13 protein-coding genes and 1 pseudogene are annotated in these 15085 nt (G+C 61.3%); 12 read left to right on the top strand and 2 right to left on the bottom strand.

The window, feature by feature from the left end:
• Positions 1-460 precede the first annotated feature (460 nt).
• The 9 genes from ACZ5MJ_RS33315 (at position 461) to ACZ5MJ_RS33275 (ending at position 9486) form a co-directional block, all read left to right on the top strand.
• Positions 461-1216: an SDR family oxidoreductase gene (locus ACZ5MJ_RS33315; RefSeq protein WP_464226720.1), complete on the top strand. Its 756-nt coding sequence runs from the start codon at positions 461-463 to the stop codon at positions 1214-1216.
• Positions 1217-1249: 33 nt separating this feature from the next.
• Complete coding sequence (locus tag ACZ5MJ_RS33310; protein WP_464226718.1) at positions 1250-1666, top strand: cupin domain-containing protein; 417 nt, start codon at positions 1250-1252, stop codon at positions 1664-1666.
• A 124-nt stretch (positions 1667-1790) separates the two neighbouring features.
• A complete protein-coding gene (locus tag ACZ5MJ_RS33305) occupies positions 1791-3251 on the top strand; it encodes an efflux transporter outer membrane subunit (RefSeq protein WP_464226715.1) in 1461 nt (486 codons plus the stop codon).
• Positions 3252-3267: 16 nt separating this feature from the next.
• Positions 3268-4455, top strand: a complete 1188-nt coding sequence (locus ACZ5MJ_RS33300; protein ID WP_464226713.1) for an EmrA/EmrK family multidrug efflux transporter periplasmic adaptor subunit — start codon at positions 3268-3270, stop codon at positions 4453-4455.
• Between the two features lie 29 nt (positions 4456-4484).
• Positions 4485-6014: an MFS transporter gene (locus tag ACZ5MJ_RS33295; RefSeq protein ID WP_464226711.1), complete on the top strand. Its 1530-nt coding sequence runs from the start codon at positions 4485-4487 to the stop codon at positions 6012-6014.
• 68 nt (positions 6015-6082) lie between these two features.
• A complete protein-coding gene (locus ACZ5MJ_RS33290) occupies positions 6083-7090 on the top strand; it encodes a bestrophin family protein (RefSeq protein WP_464226709.1) in 1008 nt (335 codons plus the stop codon).
• A 135-nt stretch (positions 7091-7225) separates the two neighbouring features.
• Positions 7226-7417, top strand: coding sequence for a hypothetical protein (locus tag ACZ5MJ_RS33285; protein WP_464226707.1), 192 nt, complete (start codon positions 7226-7228; stop codon positions 7415-7417).
• 918 nt (positions 7418-8335) lie between these two features.
• The gene (locus tag ACZ5MJ_RS33280) at positions 8336-8803 is read left to right on the top strand and encodes a GNAT family N-acetyltransferase (protein ID WP_464227042.1); all 468 of its coding nucleotides are present in this window, start codon (positions 8336-8338) and stop codon (positions 8801-8803) included.
• Entirely contained in the window at positions 8800-9486 is a 687-nt protein-coding gene (locus ACZ5MJ_RS33275; RefSeq protein ID WP_464227041.1) for an FMN-dependent NADH-azoreductase, read from the top strand. The genes ACZ5MJ_RS33280 and ACZ5MJ_RS33275 overlap by 4 nt, the downstream gene beginning before the upstream one ends.
• 91 nt (positions 9487-9577) lie before the next feature.
• Here ACZ5MJ_RS33275 and pdxR read toward each other — a convergent pair whose 3' ends face one another.
• Entirely contained in the window at positions 9578-11107 is a 1530-nt protein-coding gene (gene pdxR, locus ACZ5MJ_RS33270; protein ID WP_464227040.1) for a MocR-like pyridoxine biosynthesis transcription factor PdxR, read from the bottom strand.
• Between the two features lie 195 nt (positions 11108-11302).
• Here pdxR and ACZ5MJ_RS33265 point away from each other — a divergent pair, with 195 nt between their 5' ends.
• Both ACZ5MJ_RS33265 and ACZ5MJ_RS33260 read left to right on the top strand, forming a co-directional pair.
• Positions 11303-12058: an SDR family oxidoreductase gene (locus tag ACZ5MJ_RS33265; RefSeq protein WP_464227039.1), complete on the top strand. Its 756-nt coding sequence runs from the start codon at positions 11303-11305 to the stop codon at positions 12056-12058.
• Positions 12059-12092: 34 nt separating this feature from the next.
• Positions 12093-12509 carry a cupin domain-containing protein gene (locus ACZ5MJ_RS33260; protein WP_464227037.1) on the top strand — a complete coding sequence of 139 codons (417 nt, stop codon included), beginning with the start codon at positions 12093-12095 and terminating at the stop codon, positions 12507-12509.
• 556 nt (positions 12510-13065) lie between these two features.
• Here ACZ5MJ_RS33260 and bluB read toward each other — a convergent pair.
• A pseudogene (gene bluB, locus ACZ5MJ_RS33255) lies at positions 13066-13539 on the bottom strand (5,6-dimethylbenzimidazole synthase); the annotation flags it as partial.
• 78 nt (positions 13540-13617) lie between these two features.
• On the opposite strand from bluB, the gene ACZ5MJ_RS33250 reads away from it, so the two are divergent.
• Entirely contained in the window at positions 13618-14745 is a 1128-nt protein-coding gene (locus tag ACZ5MJ_RS33250; RefSeq protein WP_464227036.1) for an IS110 family RNA-guided transposase, read from the top strand.
• The last annotated feature ends 340 nt before the right edge of the window (positions 14746-15085 follow it).

Genomic DNA, 15085 nt, shown 5'->3' with positions numbered 1-15085 from the left:
GTTTTTCGTGCCGGCGGCCGTTGTCAGGCACGCCGCGATTTTGCTAAGGACAGGGGTGCGCGGATCTCATCGAGGCTGCGGGCATGCTTCGGCAATGGCCCACTAGGCAAGCCGGATACATGCATGCAGACCGTTTCGATATCACGAACAAGAAGCTTGCAAAAGGCGTCGGGTCCATACATGCACGAAAACTACGATTATCCCAATTCGTGCGGTCTGTGTATAGGCGTTGAATTTACCTTGCATCGGCATCGCACCAGGTCTTGGCCTAGTCGAAATTTGAAAACTTGTGTCTGTCGGTTGATACGCCGATAAGCGAGACTGCCCCTGCAACAGCTTCCCCGCGCGGTCCGCTGACCCGGTGCCGGCATTCTTGCGATTTGCTTTTTTTGTAGTATTGTGCCAATCACATGTGAGTTCCATTCAAGGAGCTCCCGTGGTCGGCAATGGAGGGTGAACCATGAAGATCGTCGTTATCGGCGGCACCGGCCTAATCGGCTCGAAGACCGTCGCCATTCTTCAGCAGGGCGGCCATGAGGTCATTGCCGCCTCGCCAAAAAGCGGTGTCAACAGCATAACCGGCGAGGGACTCCAGGAGGCCATGGCCGGCACGCATGTGGTCATCGACCTCGCCAATTCACCGTCATTTGCAGACAAGGCGGTGCTGGAATTCTTCGAGACCTCCGGCCGCAACCTTCTGGCGGTGGAAGCCGCAGCGGGTGTTGGGCACCATGTGGCACTATCCATTGTCGGGACCGACCGAACGCCAGACAATGGATATTTCCGCGCCAAGGTCGCTCAGGAGAGGCTGATCGAGGCTTCCGGCATTCCCTACACCATTATCCGCTCGACCCAGTTCCTGGAATTTCTTGGCGGCATTGCCGATTCCGGTGCGGATGGAAACACAGTCAGGATTTCGCCAGGCCTTTTCCAGCCGATCGCGTCAGACGACGTCGCTGCCATGGTTGCCGATGTGGCGCTCGCGGCGCCACAAAACGGCATCATCGAGATCGCCGGCCCGGAGCGCGCGCCATTCAACGAAATCGTCGCCCGCTATCTGAAGGCGGTCGGCGACCCGCGTGAGGTGGTGCGTGACCCCGAAGCCCGATACTTCGGCGGTCGTGTTGACGAGCATTCCCTGGTGCCGTTGGGCGAGGCGCGCCTCGGCCGCATCGGTTTGGACGAATGGCTCCGCCGCTCACAGGCAGGACTCTAAGCCCACATAGCCAAATGAAGAATAGGAAGTTCCATGAAACGCATCCTATGTTCGCTGCTTGTCGCCACCCTGCCGTTCGGCAGTGTCCTCGCGGAGGCGCCGAAGTCAAAGAATGCCAAGGTGACCGTCGTCTACCAGCACGAACTGCCGAACGTTCCCGGCAAGAGCATCAAGGGCGTGCTCGTCGAATATGGCCCGGGCGGCTACTCGCCTGGTCACACGCATGCCAAATCCGCCTTCATCTACGCGACCGTGCTGGAAGGGGAGATCCGTAGTCAGGTGAACGACGGACCGGCGATGACCTACAAGGCTGGACAGAGCTTCTCCGAGATGCCGGGCGATCACCATAAGGTCAGCGCCAATGCCAGCGAGACGAAACCGGCCAAACTCCTCGCGGTGTTCGTGGTGGACACGAACGAGACGGAACTGACGACTCCGTTCGGGAACTGAAGTTTATTGCCTTTCGTGCAGAGATATTGCCTCGCGAGAGAATGCGGGACGCCAATGCACGTGTCGAAGCTACTGCCTCAAAGCAGCGAGCGAGGGCGTGCCAGATCATGGTTACAGTCGCCACATGAAAAAGGGGCTCATTCAGCTAGCCCCCGTGATGCTCGCCATCATGCTGCTTGCAGCATGCGCGAGCTTCAGCGGCTTGCGCACGCATGCCACGGCCAACGATCCGCAGGATCTGGAAGCGGCACAGAGTCTTTTATCGGTTTCGTTTTCAACCGCGGCCTGGCCCAGTGAGCAGTGGTGGATCGCCATGGGCGACGATCAGCTGAACCGGTTCATTGGTGATGCACTGCAGGGGCAGCCAGACTTGCGCGTTGCCGAGGCGCGAGTCAGGGCTGCCCAGGCCGTGTCCGGCATTGCCGGGGCCGCGCTCTACCCGCAGGTAAACGCCATCGCCACCAGCGTACGCCGGCGCTTCAGCGAGGCGGGCACCGTGCCGCCACCGATCGCCGGCACCTGGCAAACCGTCAATGACGCGGCACTGGGCGTCACTTACGAACTCGACTTCTGGGGCAAAAACCGAGCGGCCATGGGGGCTGCGCTCGATCGTGCCCGTGCCACAGAGGTAGATCTGCAGGCCGCACAACTTGTGTTGACCACAACGTTGACAAGGACCTATATCCGCCTGGATGCAGCCTACGACCTGCGTGACCTGGCCGAAAGCACGCTGAAGCAACGCGAACAGACGCTGGCATTGACGCGTCAAAGGGTGGCTGCCCAGATCGACTCCAGGCTGGAGCTGACCCAGGCCGAAGCCGCATTGCCCATCGCGCGGGAGCGTATTGGGTCGCTCAACGAATCCATCGCCCTGCTCAACAATCAGTTGGCAGCGCTGCAAGGAAAGGGACCGGACGCCGGCCTGGCCGTGCAACGGCCGCATCTGGCCAAGGTTGGGATCGTGCAATTGCCGAGTGATCTTCCCGTCGAATTGATCGGTCGCCGCCCTGATGTCGTCGCACGGCGATGGCGGGTTGAAGCGGCGCGCCTGGACATCAAGGTTGCCAGGGCACAGTTCTATCCCAACATCAGCCTGAATGCCTTCATTGGATTGGAGCGGCTCGGCTTCGAAGATTTTCTCTCGGCCGGCAGCCGGGTGATAGGTATCGGCCCGGCCCTGTCGTTGCCCATCTTCGACGGGGGCCGCAGGCGCGGCAATCTCGCATTGAATCAGGCCGCCTATGACGAAGCGGTCGAAACGTATAACGCAACCTTGATCAATGCCCTCCACGATGTGGTCGATCAACTGATATCACTGCATTGGCTCGATGCCCAGGAGAAGGAGCAGAATGAGGCATTGCAACTCACCCAGCAAGCGTATGACCTGGCCATCAGCCGGTATCGCCAGGGTGTTGCCAGCTATCTGCAGGTATTGATCGCTGAAGGCCAGGTCCTGCTGCAGAAGCGCCTGGTCATCGAATCGCAGGCGCGCGAACGCGAGGTGCGCCTGAACCTGATTCGCGCACTGGGTGGAGGGTATGCACCGGCATCCTCCCCCGATCCACGCCTCGCGGACGAATCATGACGCCTGGGGATTTGCCATGAATGACAACGCAGCCAACTCCGAGCCTGGAGACAATCCGCCAGGCGATTCGGGCGGCGGCTGGGCCAGTGGTGCGCCGCGCTGGCGAATCGCGGGCTGGATCCTGCTTGTGCTGGTAGCCTTGGGCATCGCTGTCTGGTGGCTCGTTGCCGGCCGATACAGGGAGTCCACTGAAGACGCCTATGTCGATGGCAACGTCGTATCGGTGACCGCCCAGGTCAGCGGCGTCATCACTGCCATCCGCGCGGACACCACCGACTACGTCACCGCAGGCAACGCATTGGTCATGCTTGACGATACCGACGCAAAGCTGGCGCTTGCACGAGCCGAAGCGCAGCTGGCCCGGACGGTACGCCAGGTTCGTACCCAATACGCGGCCGTCGAGCAGGCTCGTGCAAACCAGCGGCTGCGGGAAATCGAACTGGCCAGGGTCAAGGCCGACCTGGCTCACCGAAAGGAACTCGTGGGCAGCGGTGCCATCCCCGGCGAAGAGGCGCGACACGCGGAGGACGCCGTACACTCAGCTGGCGCCGCCCTGGATGCCGCGCGCCATCAACTGGCAGCGAGCACCGCACAGGTTGAACACACGACAATCGCCACGCATCCCGATGTGCTGGCTGCGGCCTCTCAGGTCCGCGAGGCCTATGTGGCGGCCTACCGCACTAGGGTGCCAGCGCCAGTGACAGGTGTGGTCACAAAGCGTAACGCACAGGTGGGCCAGAAAATCAACCCGGGGATCTCGTTGATGTCGGTGGTGCCATTGGAGCACCTGTGGGTCAACGCCAACTTCAAGGAGTCCCAGTTACGGCATATCCGGATTGGGCAGTCCGTTCGTCTCTATGCCGATGTGTACGGCGAAGACGTGGTTTATGAGGGCACGGTCATTGGGCAGGACGCCGGCACCGGCAGCGCGTTCTCCCTGTTGCCGGCACAAAACGCGACGGGAAATTGGATAAAGATCGTACAACGGGTGCCCGTCCGCATAGCGCTCGATCCCCAGCAGATTGCAAAGCATCCCCTGCAACTGGGGTTGTCGATGAAAGTGGTAGTGGATACTCGGCAGCGCGACGGCACGCGGCTGGTAGTTCCGGGATCTCGAACCCACGGTTATCAGACCGACGTATTCGCCGGCGAATTGGCGCGCGCAGACGGCGTCGTGCAGAAGATCATCCTGGCGAATCAATAGCGCCTTCGCGAATCAGGAGAGGCTTCGACATGTCTCAAAGCACCCCGGGACGCCTGTTCTACGCCACGATTTTCCTGCTGGTCTCCGTCGATTTCCTGCAGTCGGGAATGACCGCATTTGCCGCCGTTCCGCTCATGGGCGAATTGGGCATGACCCCGGAGGACTTCAGTTTTGCCTCGGCGACCTACGCGAGCGTGGCGATTCTCTCGATCTCCATGGCGCGCTGGTGCGTGGAGCGCCTTGGGCCGCGTCGATTCGTCCAGTACGCCACTGCCATTTGCGCAACCGGTGCCGTGCTGTGCGCCACCAGTGATGACTTCTCTTCATTCTTGGCAGGACGGGCTGTGATGGCACTCGGGGGTGGCGCACTTTTCACGTGCGCCCGTATGATGATTCATCATGTGCTCGCCGGGCCCAAGCGATTCGTCGGCATCAAGTACCTTGCCGGTGGTGTGGCGGTGAACATTTCGGCGGCACCCTGGCTGGCTTCGCTCGCGGTATCGCATGAAAGATGGAGCGCCATTTACTGGCTTCTTGCCGCATTGGCCGGATCGCTCGTACTTATGGCATCCATGGTCCTGCACGATCGGCCGCTGGTCGCACCGGAGTATCGTTCGGAGCCGGATCTGTGGCCACAGATCATCCTGATAGGCGGAAGCTTCCTGCTGCTCTATGCACTGCAGCGCTTTTATTACGACTTCTATGGAGACGTACTGCTGATTGGGATGATGATGGTCCTGGCAGTCGTCGGTTTGATGTTCTATGGACGCACCCAGCATGCCGGAGATAACCCCATACTGCGGGTGCGCGACATGCTGAGCGTTCGCTACGTGTCGGGCGTGGCGCTGTTCCTGTTTGGCTACGTGATGCTTGCCGCGAACAACTATATGGTCCCGTTCATGCTGCAGCGAACCTTGGGTTTTGCGTGGGCTACCGTGGGCGATTTCGAGGCCCTGGGTTTTGCGGGAGGTATCCTGGCCTGGTGGGTCATGATGTGGGCCTTGCCACGTTACCCGTCTCCCCGAAAGTTTCTCATTGTCGGTTTCCTCGCACTTGCCGTGTTCGGCGCATTGCTCTCCAGGATCGATGGTCAGGCTGACATGTGGCGTGACATTCTGCCGGCGCTTGCCATTTACAGTGTATTCCCCCTGATCGTCATGCCCGTGGCTGCCATGAACACCTTCCGCGATCTCGAATATGACGAGTCGGCTTTCGCAAATGCCCAACAGATGAAGAACATGCTCGCGCAAATCGGCGTCGCACTGGGCATCACGCTGGCGACACTTGGGCAGCAATGGCGGACGACGGCGCACTATGCCGTTCTCAATGAACGGGTGGCGTCGGGCGACCCCATTTACGTGGAGACATTTCAGAAGCTCCAGGAGTCATTGACCAACGTGACCGGTGCTGCGCAGGCGGCGCAGATGGCGACGGCCCAGGTCGCCCAGCTGCTGGCCCGGGAATCCGCCTTGCTGGCGCATATCGACTATTTCGGACTGGTCGCTGTGCTCGGACTTGCGGGTGTGCTAGTGACGTTGATCCAGCGGGTGTTCCGATAAGATAAATTGCCTGCCGGCAGTTCGGACCTCAGCCCTGCGACCTGCCACACCGCTGTGAGATGCACACCATGCACTTGGGAAAATCGTACACAATATCCGAGTTCACGTTCTGGTCGAGACGGCTACTCTATGCCTCGCTAGCGTGCGGCTCGCTGCCCGTTTTCCTCTATCAGTTCCTCGGACTCAAATGGCTGTCGATCCCGGTCTCGGTTGTGGTGCTGCTTGGCACGGCCACGTCATTCATCGTGGGTTTCAGGAACGTGCAGACCTACAGCAGGGCCTTGGAGGCACAGCAGATCTGGACTGAGATTCTGAATAGCAGCCGGTGCCTGGGTGTGATGAGCCGGGACTTCTTGGCAGGGCAGGCGGGCGGGCGAGAACTGATTCTCCGGCATTGCGCGTGGCTGACGGCGCTGCGCTACCAACTGAGGGCCCCAAGGATCTGGGAAAACGTAGACAAGGCATCCAACGTGGAGTACCGGATGTACTACCGGGTTCCAGAGTGGGAGACGCCATTGGACGAGGCGCTTGCACGGTATCTGCCACAGGCCGAGCTCGACGCGCTTGCGCGCGCCGAAAGCAAGACAAGCCGTTTGCTGGGAACGCAGTCAGCGACGATCAGGCGGTTCCTTGACGCTGGCGAGATCAGCAATGCCTTCTATTTGGAGTTGGTAGGATCGATCAGAGGCTTCTTCGCGCAGCAAGGACGGGCGGAGCGTATCAAGGACTATCCATATCCCAGGCAATATGCGGTCGTCAACAAGCTCTTTGTCCGTACCTTTTGTCTGCTACTGCCTTTTGGCATTCTTACGGAGTTCGAAAAGCTCGATGCCAGCGTTTCAGGCTTCATGCATGGCAACATGATCTGGCTGGTCATTCCATTCAGCACGATGATCTCGTGGATGTACCTCGCGCTGGAGCAGGTGGGCGAAAGCACGGAGAACCCGTTCGAAGGAATGCCCAATGACGTGCCCATGGCACTGATCTCCCGGAAGATCGAACGCGAACTCATGGACATGCTTGGCGAGAAGAGTGATATCCCCGAGCCAACGGCAGAGCACGGTATTGTCCTCTAGACCATTTCAAGGCTAGCGTTCTCCCACCCCTGCAGCGGCACGGCAGTGGGTCGGCAATAAACCCCGTCGTTCAACCGCGGCCGCCTGGCAAACGAGTTGCTTTTGCGCGTCCCCCTCACTAGTTGCCGTCAGCAGATGCGAGATGGCCAAATCGCGGATGCACAGGTTGCTCGCGTCACCAGCCAGGCCGAATTTCGCGTGCGCATAGTCGACGTGGGCTATACGCCGATTGCCATCGATCCCAAGAAGTTTGGCGAATTCGTGCAGGCCGAGAACCAGCGCTGGGCCCCAGCCATCAAGGCCGCCTGTATCCGTGTGGACAAGTGAGGCGAGCCTGGGGGCAGCGGCGCGGACTGTCGGGGGAGAGGCGATGTTCGAACTCGTCACCCTAGCAACGCTCGAGATCGCGAATGAGGGAAACCTGATCCCGCCGGCAGCCTTTCCAACGCGATTCGATCCGCTAACGCGAAACACTTCTACATCCACGCAGAGTGGAGCGCAGAGCGCATGCTGGAATGGGACTTGGTTTGTACATCTTCAGATGCATAGCAAGAGGGCAAGAGGCGATATAGGGGTCGCGTCAGATGAGCAGAGAACGACGTTTAATGTATGGTTGTCACGCTCGCTAACGTATCTAGCGTCACCAAGAACTCCACCCATCAATCCCTAATTGTGCGATGCGGGCGGAAACTATGTCCGGATATTTGGACTTCCGCCGTCCCTGAACAGCAGCGGCTAGCCGCAGTCTGCGCGGCCCGGACGAGCGTGAGGCCACCGCCACGGCCGGCGGCCGCCGCGGGCGCGTTACTATCTCGCCGGCGGCGCCCAAGGAAAAGGGGGGTGGCGATAGGTAGATCGGGCACCGTTGTATCACAAGCTGCCGCGCAAGTCGGGCATCGCCTGGGGGCGAGGAACAAAATTTTTGCAGAAATTTGTTCCGCAGGCGGGAAATTGAAGCGATTCTATCTATCGATCCGTTCATCACGATCGCCGCTCCTCGGTTAAGGCGCGGTGCGAGCGCCTGGACACGGCAGAACTCGTCCTTCTCGCTGCTGCCGAAGACAAGTTCTCCAGCACGTTCACTGCGCGGCCTTTGTAGCTCGGTAGCTCGCGAGGCCGTCGCGGCTGGCCCGGCGGAGCGACGTAACGCCTCCGCCAGATGGCTTGGTCGAATCGCACATTCTTGGCTCTGTCGACCAGATGGTGCGCCGGGTAAGGTAAGCGAAGTTTCTCGTGGAGATGCATATGCCCACCTCACTTCGCTTCGTTCACCTCGACACGCCGGATTCACTGCTGCCTGCATTCGACGTCATGCGTCAGTTGCGCCCACATCTGACAGATGCTCAATCGTTCGCCGTGCAGGTGGTCCGGCAGCACGCCGAAGGCTATCGCCTGCTCGCTGCGTCCGACGCGGGCAGCATTGTCGGCCTCGCAGGTTATCGCGCGCTGACCAATCTGCTGTATGGTCGCTTCGTCTACGTCGACGATCTGGTTGTCGATGGCACGATGCAGCGTGGCGGCATCGGCGCGCAACTACTCGACGCGGTACGGCAGATTGCGCGCGAAGCCGGCTGCGCGCAATTCGTGCTCGACACTGGCCTGCACATGCCGCTTGCGCAACGTTTCTATTTCCGCAATGGGCTGCTCGCCAGAGGCATGCACTTCGTCGAACCGCTCGCGCCTCACTCCCATCCGGCGGAGTTCACGCCATGAAGATCTTGCTGATCAACGCCAGCCCGCACGGCGAGGCAAGCCATGGCTACCGTTTTGCCGACGAGATCATCTGCATGCTGCGCGAGCACGCCGCAGCCGACGCATCGGCCATCAGAGTGATCGAACGCGACCTGGTAGCCGCGCGGCTGCCGCCGGTCGACCGCGACTACGCGCGCGCCGTCACATCGCGCACGCCGAATATGGCGCAGCTCGATGTCTCCGAACAACTGATCGGTGAAATCGAAACGACGGATGCGATCATTATCAATACGCCGATGCACAACTTCACGGTGCCGGCAGCGCTCAAGCTGTGGATTGATTATGTGCTGCGCATCCATCGTACGTTCGCCTCGACACCGGAAGGCAAGGTTGGACTGATGCGCGACCGGCCGACCATCGTGATTGTCGGTTCGGGCGGCTTCCATAGCGGCAGACGCGCACGGCAGCCGGATTTTCTGACCCCGTATCTGCGCTATGCGCTGAGCGCAATCGGCATCCACAGCGTGCAGTTCCTTTTCCTGCAAGGGCTTGTGACGGGCGAATCTGCGGTGGCCGAGGCACTCGATGCGGCGCGCGTCCAACTCACCGGCGATACGCTGTTCGCCTCGCTCGCCGAGCAGGCGGCCGGCAGCGCGAGCACGGCGGCGAGCAGGGCGACCAAAACAGCTGCGCAAAGCGCGTGAAGCACGCCAGACGGGATGCGTTCCCGACGCATCCCTGTCGCATCGTACCTGCCGTGCTGCGTTCATTCGAGATCTGGCCACACACGCCCCGTCAGCCGTCCAGACACGCGCGCAATATTCGCGCGAGACGGCGCGCTTCATGCGCATCGGCAACGTTCGCAAAGCCTATCACGAGGCCGCGCGGCATGCGGCGCGCGCGGCTATTCGCGTACCAGATCGAGAGCGGCAGCACGGCGAGTCCCGCCTCGCGGGCGCGTGAGGCGACGGTGACGTCGTCGACCGGGCCATCGGGGCCTTCTGCAAACTGCACAGCGAACTGAATTCCACCTGGCGGCAAATCGACCATCAGCCGTTTGTCAAACGCTTGCTCTAGCGCATGCACGATCAGCATGCGTCGCTCGCCGTACAACGCACGCATCCGCTTCAGATGCCGCGCAAAGTGCCCCTGCTCAATGAAATCCGCCACCGCCGCCTGCAATAGCGTCGGTGACCCAGCGTTCATGCTGCATGCCACCCGCCCGACGCGCTCGACGGCGCGCTCCGGCACTACCGCATACGCGAGCCGCAAACCGGGAAACATGACCTTGCTGAACGTGCCGCAATAAATCACGTGATCTCGCCGATCGAGACTCTTCAAAGCCGGCAATGGTCGGCCCAAATAACGAAACTCGCTGTCGTAGTCGTCTTCGATGATCCAACTGGACGCTTTCTCTGCCCAATCTAGCAGCGCCATGCGTCTTGCGAGCGACAGCGTGTGTCCGAGCGGGCTCTGGTGCGACGGTGTGACCAGTGCGAAGCGCGCCTGAGCATCCACTTGTATGCCGCGCTCGACGTCGATTCCTTCGGCATCCACCGGCACCGGCACGAGGTGTACTCCGGTCTCGGCGAGAAAGCTGCGTGCGAGCAGATAGCCGGGATCCTCGAACCATACGCGATCGTTCGGGTGCGCGAGACTGCGCAACACGAGTTCGAGCGTTGCGCGGTAGCCACCGGTGATGAACACCTGCTCCGGCAGACAGGTTACACCGCGCGACAGCCCGAGATAGGTGGCAATGTGTTCGCGCAGCGGCCGGTAGCCGGCCGGATCCGGGTATGCGAGCACCGCGCGGTCGCCACTACGCGCGTGACGCGAAACGAGCCGGTTCCATACTTTGCGCGGAAACGCGTCGAGCGCCGGCAGCCCTGGTTGCAACGGCCGCGGGGTGCCGCTCATGGCGACGGCGATGGCCGGCTGGCCCGGCGCCGGTTGACCACCGCGCGACGCGCCTGCTGTATGTGGCGCTTTAGGCACGTCAACACGCTGACTACCGCGCGCGTTCTGGAGCACTTGCGCACGCGACGAGCGCATCAACGCTGCGGGCAGCGACGGCGATACAAACGTGCCCGCCGCGCCGCGCATTTGCAGGTAGCCCTCGCCGACGAGAATCGTATAGGCCAGCTCGACCGTACCGCGCGCCGTGTTCAGCTGCATAGCGAGGCTGCGCAGCGCGGGCACGCGATCGCCTGGACGCAGATGCCCCGCGGCGATTGCCGTCCTGAAACGTTCGCAGATCTGCAGATAGATCGGCAACTGCTGCTGCCGATCGATTTCGATGGTCAATGCGGGAGTTGGCACGGTCATGACGAACTCGCAGGTAAAGGGAGCGGAGACAACATGGACTAGTCGGATCGCCAATTTTTGGCACTTATCGATAGAGCATGATTCTTCCACAATGCCTTCAAGCGAGGCGAGGGCGGCGAACGCTTTCCTTTCACGCGATGCGGGCCCCCTTCAAGCACCCCGCGCGATCATTTACTCTCATCTGGAGAATCTGCCATGAAGATCGTCGTAATCGGAGGCTCCGGCCTGATCGGATCACGTCTCGTCACGCTGCTCGGCGAGGCTGGTCATGAGGCGCTCGCTGCGTCGCCGCGTAGCGGTGTGAACACCATTACGGGCGAGGGCCTGAGCAACGCGCTCGCTGGCGCACACGTCGTCGTGGATGTGACGAACGCGCCGTCATGGGAGCCGCAAGCCGTGCTTGACTTCTTCCGCACCTCGGCGCGCAATCTCGGCAAATCCGAAGTGGCCGCAGGCGTGCGCCATCACGTCGCGCTGTCGATCGTCGGCTGCGACCGCATGCCGGAGAATGCGTATTTCGCTGCCAAGGTCGCGCAGGAAGATGCGGTCGAAGCGGCGGGCGTGCCGTACACGATCGTGCGCGCCACGCAGTTCATGGAGTTCATCGGCGGTATCGCGGATGTCAGCACGGAAGGCGGCACGGTGCGCATTGGCGACGGGCTGTTTCAGCCAATTGCCGCGGACGACGTCGCGGCGAACCTCGCGCAGATCGCACTCGATCCGCCGCTGAAGGGTACCGTCGAGATCGCCGGCCCGGAGCGGGCGCCCTTCGCGGAGATTATCGCGCGCTATCTGGACTCAGTAAGCGATGCACGCCCGGTGGTAGCGGATCGCGATGCGCGGTACTACGGCGGCCGTGTCGAAGAACAGTCGCTCGTGCCGTTGGGCGCGGCGCGCATCGGGCACATCGGCTTGGACGAATGGCTGCGCCGCGCAAAGGCTGCCGGCTGATCCAGAACTCACCATCCGAACGACAGGAAACCCAATGAACCGCATCCTCTGTTGTCTGCTTGCCGCCGCGCTGCCATTTGGAAGCGCTCTCGCGGAAGCACCGAAGGCCAAGAACGCCAAGGTATCCCTCGTCTACCAGCATGAGTTGCCGAACGTTCCTGGCAAGAGCATCAAGGGCGTGCTCGTCGAGTATGGGCCGGGTGGCTTCTCGCCTGGTCACACGCACGCCAACTCCGCCTTCATCTACGCGACTGTGCTGGAAGGCGAGATTCGCAGCCAGATCAACGACGGACCGGCCATGACCTACAAGGCCGGACAGAGCTTCTCCGAGATGCCCGGCGACCGCCACGCCGTCAGCGCCAATGCCAGCAAGACGAAGCCGGCCAAGCTCCTCGCGGTCTTCGTGGTGGACACGAACCAGACGGCACTGACGACACCAATCGATAAGTAGACTCAAGCCCATACCCCAGCAGGCACCTGAAGTGCAGTCACCATGACTACCACGCCAACGCGGGCTCTCGAGACCACGGTCGCGAGCAAGCTGTCATCCTGTCCAATGTGCATCCGAGTGGTTCGTAGAGGCTTGGTGGCCGTGAGGGGGCAAGCTTATAGCGAGTTCGCAGAGCATTATGGAGCCATGAGTTGCCCAACGTCATGAAACTCCCCCAACTCTCAGGCGCTGCGTGCGATTGCCAAGATCGGCGAGGATGCGGCCAGGGAACAGCATGCCTGGCGGGAAGAGTAGGGCCGCGCTCAGGATGGGGTCATACTCGGATGCGGTCCGCGATCGGTGCAGAAATGCCATTCGCTTGGCGTGCGGACGCGCCTACCGCCTTGCTGAGAGCTCTTGTCCCGATTCAGCCTGTGACGACCTCTTCGACGGTTTGGATCGCGCCGGTAGCGCACGCCTCGCTTGCAGTTGCTGCGCACGTTTCGCATCCTCCGCTCGGACGTGCCCGGCCTCCAGGCCGGCCAGATCCCTAAGAACACAATTGCCGGATCAATAATCAGCCCAGGGCGATTGGGGGGCTGGGGTTGGTCCAGCCATTCTCGAACACCATCTCGTCCAGGGATTGCCGTCTGGCCCAGCCTTCCTGTTCCAGCATCGGCTTCTCATAGAAGGTGTCGACCTGGCCGAGGCACAGCACAGCCACTGGCCTGGCACCGGGCGGCAGCCGCAGCAGCCGGCCAAGCTGTTCAGGGTCGAACAAGGAAACCCAGCCCACGCCGATTCCTTCGGCGCGCGCAGCAAGCCAGAGGTTCTGGATGGCGCAGGCCACCGAAGCGAGATCCATGTCCGGCATGGTGCGCCGACCGAAGATATGCCGCTCACGTCCATCCATCAGCGCTGCCACCAGTACTTCCCCACAGTCCAGGATGCCTTCCACCTTGAGTCGCATGAACTCCTCCTGGCGTTCGCCCAGGGCGAGCGCGGTGCGCTGGCGTTCGGCATCGACCAGAGCGTGGACCTGCATTCTCAGATACTATGAAGGGCCGCGGAGGCAACTCCTGGAGTAAAACGAAGATCCGCACTCTCGTTTCTCTAAAGGAGCACGCAAATGGACGCGCCTGACACAGCCCTTCATGGGCAGAATACGCCGATCACCGGCTGCCTGTACATGGCTTTCGAACTGGGCGAGAAGAACTGGAAGCTGTCGCTGGGCGACGGCGGGCATGGACCGAGCCGGCATACGCTCGTGGCTGGCGACCTGAATGCAATCCTGCAAGTGATTGCCAAGGCCAAAGCACGCTTTGGACTGACGCCGCAAGCCCCGGTGCGCAGTTGCTATGAAGCTGGCCGCGACGGCTTCTGGCTGCACCGCCGGTTGACGGAACAAGGTATCGGTAACCTAGTCGTGGATTCGGCCAGCATTGAAGTCAACCGCCGTGCGCGGCGGGCCAAGACCGACCGGCTCGACAGCGACAAGCTGCTCTCGATGTTGATGCGTTACTACGCCGGCGAGCGGCGCGTGTGGGCAGTCGCGCGGATCCCAACCGAAGAGCAGGAAGACGAGCGGCGTTTGCATCGCGAACTCGGTCGACTCAAGCAGGAACGCACGGCCCATAGCAACCGGATTCGTTCACTGCTGGTATTGCACAACCTGCGGGTCGCTCGGATCGGGCACCGATCCTGGAACCACTGGTGGAACGATCATGGTTCGCAACTTCCCGCTGGTTTAGCTGCTGAGATCGAGCGTGAAGTCGCGCGACTGGCGTTGGTCGTCGCCCAGATCAAGAACATCGAAACCCAGCAGCACCAGGCAGTGAAGAGCGGCGCGCAGCCAGCCATCGCGCTGCTCGCGCGACTCAGCGGGATCGGCGTGGGCAGTGCCTGGCTCCTACACAAGGAACTGTTTGGCTGGCGGCGCTTTCACAACCGGCGCGAAATCGCCGGCTGCCTGGGATTGACGCCGACGCCTTACAGTAGTGGCGAAAGTCAGGTCGAGCAAGGCATCAGCAAGGCGGGCAACAAACGTTCGAGATGGCTCATGATCGAACTGGCATGGAACTGGTTACGCTACCAGCCAACTAGTCAGCTCACGCACTGGTTCAATGAGCGCTTCGCGCCAGGCAGCAAGCGCATACGGCGCGTTGGCATTGTCGCACTTGCCCGTCGATTGGCAATTGCCCTGTGGCGCTATCTCGAGTACGGCGAGATTCCCTCCGGCGCAAGCCTCAAACCATAGTTCAATCCATAGTGGAGGTGATTCCGATCCAAGCATGGAGAGCGACGCGGTACGATTGTAGGTCAGCGCGCCCGTACAGGAGCCGGGCTACCCCCGCGGGTAGCCGTCCTCTCAGATGGGGCGCGCAGGTAACAGGGGTAATCCCAGCGCTTTGCGCATGTGGTATGTGGTGCCCGGCTGCCACGCCGGCACGGATAGAAGGTAGTCCGGCAATGGCCGGTATTTAGCACCCCGACCTCCAGTTTCGCCCGCCGTGTCAGTCCGTGAACGAAAAATAATGGCTTGCAAGGAAAGACGTATCGAGCCGCCTACCTGAAATCCCGATACTGAATGGGGTTGA

Source organism: Cupriavidus sp. LA-1, from assembly GCF_055385985.1.
Note: the sequence above shows the minus strand (reverse complement) of the source record. Positions and strands in the feature narration are given on the sequence as shown.

Coding starts and splice junctions, on each gene's coding strand:
- ACZ5MJ_RS33315 (WP_464226720.1), top strand. CDS start 461: ATGAAGATCGTCGTTATCGGCGGCACCGGCCTAATCGGCTCGAAGACC.
- ACZ5MJ_RS33310 (WP_464226718.1), top strand. CDS start 1,250: ATGAAACGCATCCTATGTTCGCTGCTTGTCGCCACCCTGCCGTTCGGC.
- ACZ5MJ_RS33305 (WP_464226715.1), top strand. CDS start 1,791: ATGAAAAAGGGGCTCATTCAGCTAGCCCCCGTGATGCTCGCCATCATG.
- ACZ5MJ_RS33300 (WP_464226713.1), top strand. CDS start 3,268: ATGAATGACAACGCAGCCAACTCCGAGCCTGGAGACAATCCGCCAGGC.
- ACZ5MJ_RS33295 (WP_464226711.1), top strand. CDS start 4,485: ATGTCTCAAAGCACCCCGGGACGCCTGTTCTACGCCACGATTTTCCTG.
- ACZ5MJ_RS33290 (WP_464226709.1), top strand. CDS start 6,083: ATGCACTTGGGAAAATCGTACACAATATCCGAGTTCACGTTCTGGTCG.
- ACZ5MJ_RS33285 (WP_464226707.1), top strand. CDS start 7,226: ATGCGAGATGGCCAAATCGCGGATGCACAGGTTGCTCGCGTCACCAGC.
- ACZ5MJ_RS33280 (WP_464227042.1), top strand. CDS start 8,336: ATGCCCACCTCACTTCGCTTCGTTCACCTCGACACGCCGGATTCACTG.
- ACZ5MJ_RS33275 (WP_464227041.1), top strand. CDS start 8,800: ATGAAGATCTTGCTGATCAACGCCAGCCCGCACGGCGAGGCAAGCCAT.
- pdxR (WP_464227040.1), bottom strand. CDS start 11,107: ATGACCGTGCCAACTCCCGCATTGACCATCGAAATCGATCGGCAGCAG.
- ACZ5MJ_RS33265 (WP_464227039.1), top strand. CDS start 11,303: ATGAAGATCGTCGTAATCGGAGGCTCCGGCCTGATCGGATCACGTCTC.
- ACZ5MJ_RS33260 (WP_464227037.1), top strand. CDS start 12,093: ATGAACCGCATCCTCTGTTGTCTGCTTGCCGCCGCGCTGCCATTTGGA.
- ACZ5MJ_RS33250 (WP_464227036.1), top strand. CDS start 13,618: ATGGACGCGCCTGACACAGCCCTTCATGGGCAGAATACGCCGATCACC.